Here is a 6,000-nt window from a genome sequence, read left to right on the forward strand (position 1 = left end):
TCCTACAAACGTCCGCATCGTGTCACGACGGATTCGACCCACCTGTCTTCTTTCGCGAAATTTTTCACGCCGCCAATCCCGCCGATGAGTCATATGCGACATCCGGGTTGAACCGGGTCATGCAGTTCAAGTCGAGTGCGCGTATCTGTTCAGTCATGAAGTCGACGAAGAGTCGAATGCGCGTCGGAAGATGTTGCCGGCTGAGATAGCAGATATAGTGGCCGCGATCTTCCGGCACATGCTTCGCCAGCGCGACAACAAGCTCGTTCGCTGCGATATGGTCGCGGATCTGATAGCCCGCCATCTGCGCAATGCCCGATCCGTTCAGAACCGCACGCAACACCAGATCCGCGTCGTTGAACGTGAGGCGGGACGTCGGCAGGTACTTTTGCACGCGGCCATCGACGTTGAATTCCCATTCGAATACGCGACCGCTCGCAAAACGGAAATTGATGCACTCGTGCCGGCACAGGTCCTCCAGACGCTGCGGCAGACCGTGCCTGGCCACATACGACGGTGCCGCGCAGAGCGCCATCTGCATCGGAATCAGTTGCCGGGCAATGATGCTGGAGTCCTCGATGCGTCCGTTGCGGAACGACACGTCGATCCGTTCCGACACGAGGTCGATCGGCCGGTCGTCGAGCAGCAGATCGATGATGATGTCCGGGTAGGCCTTCGCAAACGTTTCCAGCAGCGGCGCAACGATTTTCCTGCCGAATCCCACCGCCGAGCTGATGCGAATGAGGCCGCGCGGCGGCCCCTGCCGCAGTTCCAGCATGTCGTTCATGGCTTCCACGATCTGCGCCACGCCCTGGTGGCAGTTCTCGAAGAATCGTTGGCCTTCGCAAGTCAGTTCGGTCGTGCGCGTGGTCCGCTGGAACAGCCGCGTACTCAACTGCGCCTCCAGCTTCTGAACGTTCCGGCTCACGGCCGGCCGGCCGACGCCGAGAAGTTCGGCGGCCTTGGTAAAACTCCCCTCGCTCGCCACTGCAACGAATGCAAGGATGCCCGCATAGCTCGCACCGAAGCTCGCCGACAGTGCATCGGCGCGACCGGCCAGGTCGCAACGAACACCATGCTCCGATGTATCCGATTGATTCATTTCCGCTGCCCCCAGACATGCCGCTCATCCCGATTGCCCGTCGCTGGCCTGTGCCAGCGCACCGCCACACGTGCGAATGCGAATCAGCGTCTTGCGAGCCACTGATCGAGACCGATGCGGCCGAGTCGCGCAGGCCCGAGCGGCACGAGCGATTTTTCCTCGACGCGGCCGCCGTAATAGCGGCTGTCGCGATCGGTCACCACCGCGCGTGTGTCGCCGACCGACTTCAGATAGCGCGCGACGATCTCCGCGAACGGTGCGCAATCCGGGCCCGCGATCTCGACCGTGCCGTTCAGCGGCCCGGCGAGCGCGATCTGCGCGACGAGTACCGCGACGTCTTCCGCGGCGATCGGCTGAAACAGTCCGTCGCCGATGCGGACCGTGCCGCCTTCCGTGCCGAAATCCGCAATCCCGCCGATGAACTCCATGAATTGCGTGGCGCGCACGATCGTGTACGGCACGCCCGCCGCTTCGATCGCCTGTTCCTGCGCGACCTTGGCCGCGAAATAGCCGTTCTCGGGCATCCGGTCGCAGCCGACGATCGACAGCGCGACGTGATGGCGCACGCCTGCGGCCACTTCGGCCTTGCCGAGATTGCGTGCCGACGTGCGGAAGAAGTCCAGCACCGCCTGCGGTTCCCATGACGGCGCATTCGCCACGTCCACGACGACGTCCGCGTCCGTCAATGCGTCGGTGAGGCCTTCGCCCGTAATGGTATTGACGCCGGTGCGCGGCGATGCGGCAAGCGCCTGATGGCCCGCTTCGCCGAGCAGCGTGACGACACGCGAGCCGATCAGGCCCGAACCGCCGATGACAACGATCTTCATCGCAAAATCTCCTGACGAAAGGATTTCATTCGAACGCGTGAGGTACGTGACGGGCGCCGTATCCGGCGAAGGCGGCCATGACCGTCGCATCGCGTAGCGCAATTGTGGAAGAATCATGTCCTAGCGGTAAGTGCCAAGAATCGTCGATCGGACTGGTCCATGCCGCGTCTGCTCCCGCCACCCACGAGACCGTGATGTCTGCGCAAGCGCCCACACTGACCATCGAAATCGACCGGCAACATCAGTTGCCGATCTATCTGCAGATTTGCGAGCGGTTCAGAACCGCAATCGCCGCGGGTCATCTGCGTCCCGGCGATCGCGTGCCCGCGCTGCGCGGCCTCGCGACGCAACTGAACACGGCGCGCGGCACCGTCGAACAGGCTTACACGATCCTCGTCGACGAGGGATATCTGCAAATGCGTGGCGCGGCAGGCACGTTCGTATCGCCGTCCCTGCCGACATCGCTGACGCGGTCGCCGCCCGCGCGTAGCGACGAACAGGCAACGCGCGCCGAATACGCCGACTCGCACCGGGCATCGGGCATGTCGAGCGACAGTCCGCCTCCGCGGCGCCCGCAGCCAATCGCCGTCGCGATGAGCGGCGAGCCGCGCCCGTTGCAACCCGGAGTCCCGGCGCTCGACGCATTTCCGCGCAAGGTATGGCACCGGCTCGTGTCGCTGCGCGCGGGCAGCGGCGAACGCGCGCTGCTCGGCTACCCGCATCCGGCCGGTTACCGGCCGCTACGCGAACACATTGCCACCTATCTAGCGCTGTCGCGCGGCGTCACCTGCGTGCCGGAACAGGTGTTCATCACCAGCGGCTACCGCGCAACGCTGGAACTCGTGCTGCGCAGCCTCGCGCGCCCGAACGACCGTGTCTGGTTCGAGGATCCCGGCTATCTGCTCGCACGCAGCTTCCTGTCCGAGACCGGAGTACAACTCGTCCCGGTGCCGGTGGACGCCGAAGGGATCGACGTCGAGCGCGGCATGCAACTGGATGCGCAGGCACGCTTCGCGCTGGTGACGCCGTCACATCAGAGCCCGCTCGGGCACACGCTGTCCCTTTCCAGACGCATCGCACTGCTGGATTGGGCCGAAAAGACGTCGGGCTGGATCGTCGAGGACGACTACGACAGCGAGTTTCGCTATCTCGGCCGCCCGCTACCGGCGTTGAAGAGTCTCGACCGGCGGGATCACGTCATCTATTGCAGTACCTTCAGCAAGGCGATGTACCCCGGTTTGCGGCTTGCGTACGCGGTCGTGCCGGAGCGCGCGGTGGAGCGCGTCGAACGCGTGGCATGCAGCATGAATGCCGGCTCGCCGACACTCTTGCAGGCTGCCTTGGCGGATTTCATCGAACAGGGACACTTTGCCCGGCATCTGAAGCGGATGCGTACGCTGTACGGCGAGCGACGCACGCTGATCGTGCACGCATTGCGGCAGGCGTTCGGCGAGCGACTGATCGTCGAATTGCCGCCCGGCGGGATCCAGTTCGCGGTGCGGTTCGCAGAGGGGCCCGAAGGGCCGGTCGACGACATCGCCGTTGCCGCGCGTGCCCGCGACGCGGGACTCGCGGTCGTGCCGCTCTCGATCTGGTATACGAACAGCCACACGCAGCAAACGCCGCGCGGCCTCGTCATCGGGTTCGCAAACATCGCCGATGCGGGCGAAGCGCACCGTCTCGCACAAACGCTGCGCGCCTGCCTGGACCGCTGACGCGCGTCACGCAGCAACTGCGCGCGTCCGGGCTCGCCGGCAGCCGCTACCGCCGAGGGCCGCGTGGAAATTCGTGGCGGCGATCATCGTGCCAGGGTCCGGATTGGTGTCGAACGGGAAACATACAATCGCCCCAGACGGCCATATCGTCGCCATTCGCGCTCCTCTAGCATGGAGGCGTCTTTCTCCCGTAGACGAACCAGGAATCGGGCTGCACCGGAAGATTGCCGCATTCCTCATACGATCGTTCGCGCCACACCATTTCTCGAAGACGCTATCTGCCCGGGCAGTGCAGCCCCCGTCGCAAGACGCTTCGACGAATGAATGACTGACGGTCGGAACGCGTCTCTGAACTCGAGCGTGCATCATGGATGACAAGAAGCTGCAGGCCCCTCCGCTTTCCCTCCTCGACAGGTATCGGGGCCGGGATTTTCAACCTCTGTATACGACGAGCGTCACCGTGTCCGGCGGCGAGACGGGTCACGGCCGCGCATCCGGCGTGGTCCGCTCGGATGACGGAAATCTCGCCGTCGATCTGCGCCTGCCCACCGAGTTCGGCGGGCCCGGCAACGGGACCAATCCGGAGCAGCTGTTCGCGGCAGGGTTCGCCGCGTGCTTCCACGGTGCGCTGAACCTGCTCGAGAAACGCGCCGAAATGGAGGTCTCCGATACAGTCGTGGAGGTGCAGGTTTCGTTCGGTCGCGATCCGATGGACGGCGGCTATGCATTGCTCGTCGATGTCCGGGTCCGGATGCCTGGCGTCGATCGAAGCGTCGCGGAAGAGATGGTTCGAACTGCGGAACGCTTGTGCCCGTATGCAAAGATGGCCAGACAAGGCACCGTCAATATCGTGACCGTCGTCGACTGACTCAATGCCTGTCGCGCGGCAGCAGCCTCTTGTCCGTTGAAAACGTTCATTGCTGCTGCCGCGTGCCTGATCGCCCCCGGTGCGCATCTCGCGACACGCGCGGGGGCGTAGACAAATCAGGCGAAGGATGCCTGCGGATTACCCGCTGCCAGAGCTTCGGCACGATTCGGCGCCGGCGGGTAGATCCACTGCGTGTTGATCATCTGCTTGCGCGCCTTGCCTTCCGCATGCGTCAGTTTGATCTGCCGATCCCAGCCTTCCGAGTAAACGGCGCCCCATTCGCCAAGGTCGACGCATGTCGCATAGAACGGCTGTCTGTATTCCAGTGTCGGCACACCGATCAGATCGGCGGCAACGTTGTATCCGCCGAATTGCCCCATCACGATGGCGTGTTGACAGGACATCAATGCATCGTGCCCGTCATCGTCGCTCCGCGCTCGCGCCACGTCTCCCGCCACGAACACATGAGGCGCTTCGGCGACACGAAGATCAGGTGCGACCTCGACACGTCCGAGCGGGTCGAGATGCGACGAGACTTGCGCCGTCAGCGGGCTGGCACGCATTCCGCCCGCCCAGATCACGGTCATGGCTTCGATATGCGTGCCCGACGCGGTACGAACGCCGTCCGCCCCGACCGACACAACGCGCGATCCGAGTAGGGTCTCGACGCCCAGCATGTCGAAGGCTTCAGCGACATACGGTCGAGGATTGGGGCCAAGATCGGGACCAATTTCGTCCTGCGCCCCGATCACGACAACACGACTCGCCACGTTCGGGCCAAACCACTCGCGCAATCGCTTCGGCAACTCGGTGGCGACCTCGATACCCGTAAAGCCGCAGCCGACCACCGCGACGGTATTGCGTGCCGGCGAATCCGGCAGTTTCGCCAGCGCCGCGAAGTGCTCGTCGAGCGCTACCGCGTCCTCGATACGATCGACCGAGAACGCGTGTTCCGCCAGCCCCGGCACCGGCGGCCTGCTCAGCTCGCTGCCGCTGGTCAACAACAACCTGTCATACGCGAGCAAACGCTTTTGGCCGTTGGAGCAAGCGACACTTGCCGTCTTGTCGTGGACGGAAATCGCTTCGACGCTACCCTCGAGAAATTTCACGCCCACGGCATCGAGCAGCGGCAGCAGCGGTGCGGCCATCCGCTGCGGATCACTTTCGTACAGCCGCGGCCGGATCTGCAATTCCGGTTTCGGGGAAATCAACGTGATTTCAACGTCACTGCTCGTCACACCAGCACCATCCAGCACGCGAGCTGCGCCCAGTGCGCCCCACACGCCGGCGAAGCCGGCACCCACTATCAAGATTTTCTGCGACATGATTGTTGCCCTCGGTTGGAAAATTGCGATGTCGACGGATGCCAGCTGCAAGCCAGACAGGCAAAACGAAAACGTCGCTGCGCGAACGGCATGACTTCTTCGGCACCGGAGCCGACTTGCTCTAGTCCTTTAGAAGAAGTCGTGAATTCTTCGTGAGACACCG

At 63.8% G+C, this 6,000-nt stretch carries 6 protein-coding genes; 2 read left to right on the plus strand and 4 right to left on the minus strand.

Annotated features, from left to right (window positions below; translation table 11 throughout):
- Nucleotides 1–64 precede the first annotated feature (64 nt).
- A complete protein-coding gene (locus tag ACV229_RS37885) occupies nt 65–1,102 on the minus strand; it encodes a LysR family transcriptional regulator (RefSeq protein ID WP_448088164.1) in 1,038 nt (345 codons plus the stop codon).
- Nucleotides 1,103–1,185: 83 nt separating this feature from the next.
- Complete coding sequence (locus ACV229_RS37890) at nt 1,186–1,929, minus strand: SDR family oxidoreductase (RefSeq protein ID WP_448088165.1); 744 nt, start codon at nt 1,927–1,929, stop codon at nt 1,186–1,188.
- Between the two features lie 194 nt (nt 1,930–2,123).
- Here ACV229_RS37890 and pdxR point away from each other — a divergent pair, with 194 nt between their 5' ends.
- The gene (pdxR, locus tag ACV229_RS37895; RefSeq protein ID WP_448088170.1) at nt 2,124–3,644 is read left to right on the plus strand and encodes a MocR-like pyridoxine biosynthesis transcription factor PdxR; all 1,521 of its coding nucleotides are present in this window, start codon (nt 2,124–2,126) and stop codon (nt 3,642–3,644) included.
- A 367-nt stretch (nt 3,645–4,011) separates the two neighbouring features.
- Nucleotides 4,012–4,512 carry an Ohr family peroxiredoxin gene (locus ACV229_RS37900; protein ID WP_448088166.1) on the plus strand — a complete coding sequence of 167 codons (501 nt, stop codon included), beginning with the start codon at nt 4,012–4,014 and terminating at the stop codon, nt 4,510–4,512.
- A gap of 116 nt (nt 4,513–4,628) precedes the next feature.
- Here ACV229_RS37900 and ACV229_RS37905 read toward each other — a convergent pair whose 3' ends face one another.
- Both ACV229_RS37905 and ACV229_RS37910 read right to left on the minus strand, forming a co-directional pair.
- Entirely contained in the window at nt 4,629–5,837 is a 1,209-nt protein-coding gene (locus ACV229_RS37905; RefSeq protein ID WP_448088167.1) for an NAD(P)/FAD-dependent oxidoreductase, read from the minus strand.
- Nucleotides 5,819–6,000 (minus strand): hypothetical protein (locus ACV229_RS37910; RefSeq protein ID WP_448088168.1); only part of this gene is annotated, 182 nt, incomplete at its 5' end. The genes ACV229_RS37910 and ACV229_RS37905, both read right to left, overlap by 19 nt.

Source organism: Burkholderia sp. MR1-5-21 (assembly GCF_053427715.1).

Excerpts from the sequence above, each read along its gene's own strand:
- ACV229_RS37905 (WP_448088167.1), bottom strand. The coding sequence starts at position 5,837 with ATGTCGCAGAAAATCTTGATAGTGGGTGCCGGCTTCGCCGGCGTGTGG.
- ACV229_RS37890 (WP_448088165.1), bottom strand. The coding sequence starts at position 1,929 with ATGAAGATCGTTGTCATCGGCGGTTCGGGCCTGATCGGCTCGCGTGTC.
- pdxR (WP_448088170.1), top strand. The coding sequence starts at position 2,124 with ATGTCTGCGCAAGCGCCCACACTGACCATCGAAATCGACCGGCAACAT.
- ACV229_RS37900 (WP_448088166.1), top strand. The coding sequence starts at position 4,012 with ATGGATGACAAGAAGCTGCAGGCCCCTCCGCTTTCCCTCCTCGACAGG.
- ACV229_RS37885 (WP_448088164.1), bottom strand. The coding sequence starts at position 1,102 with ATGAATCAATCGGATACATCGGAGCATGGTGTTCGTTGCGACCTGGCC.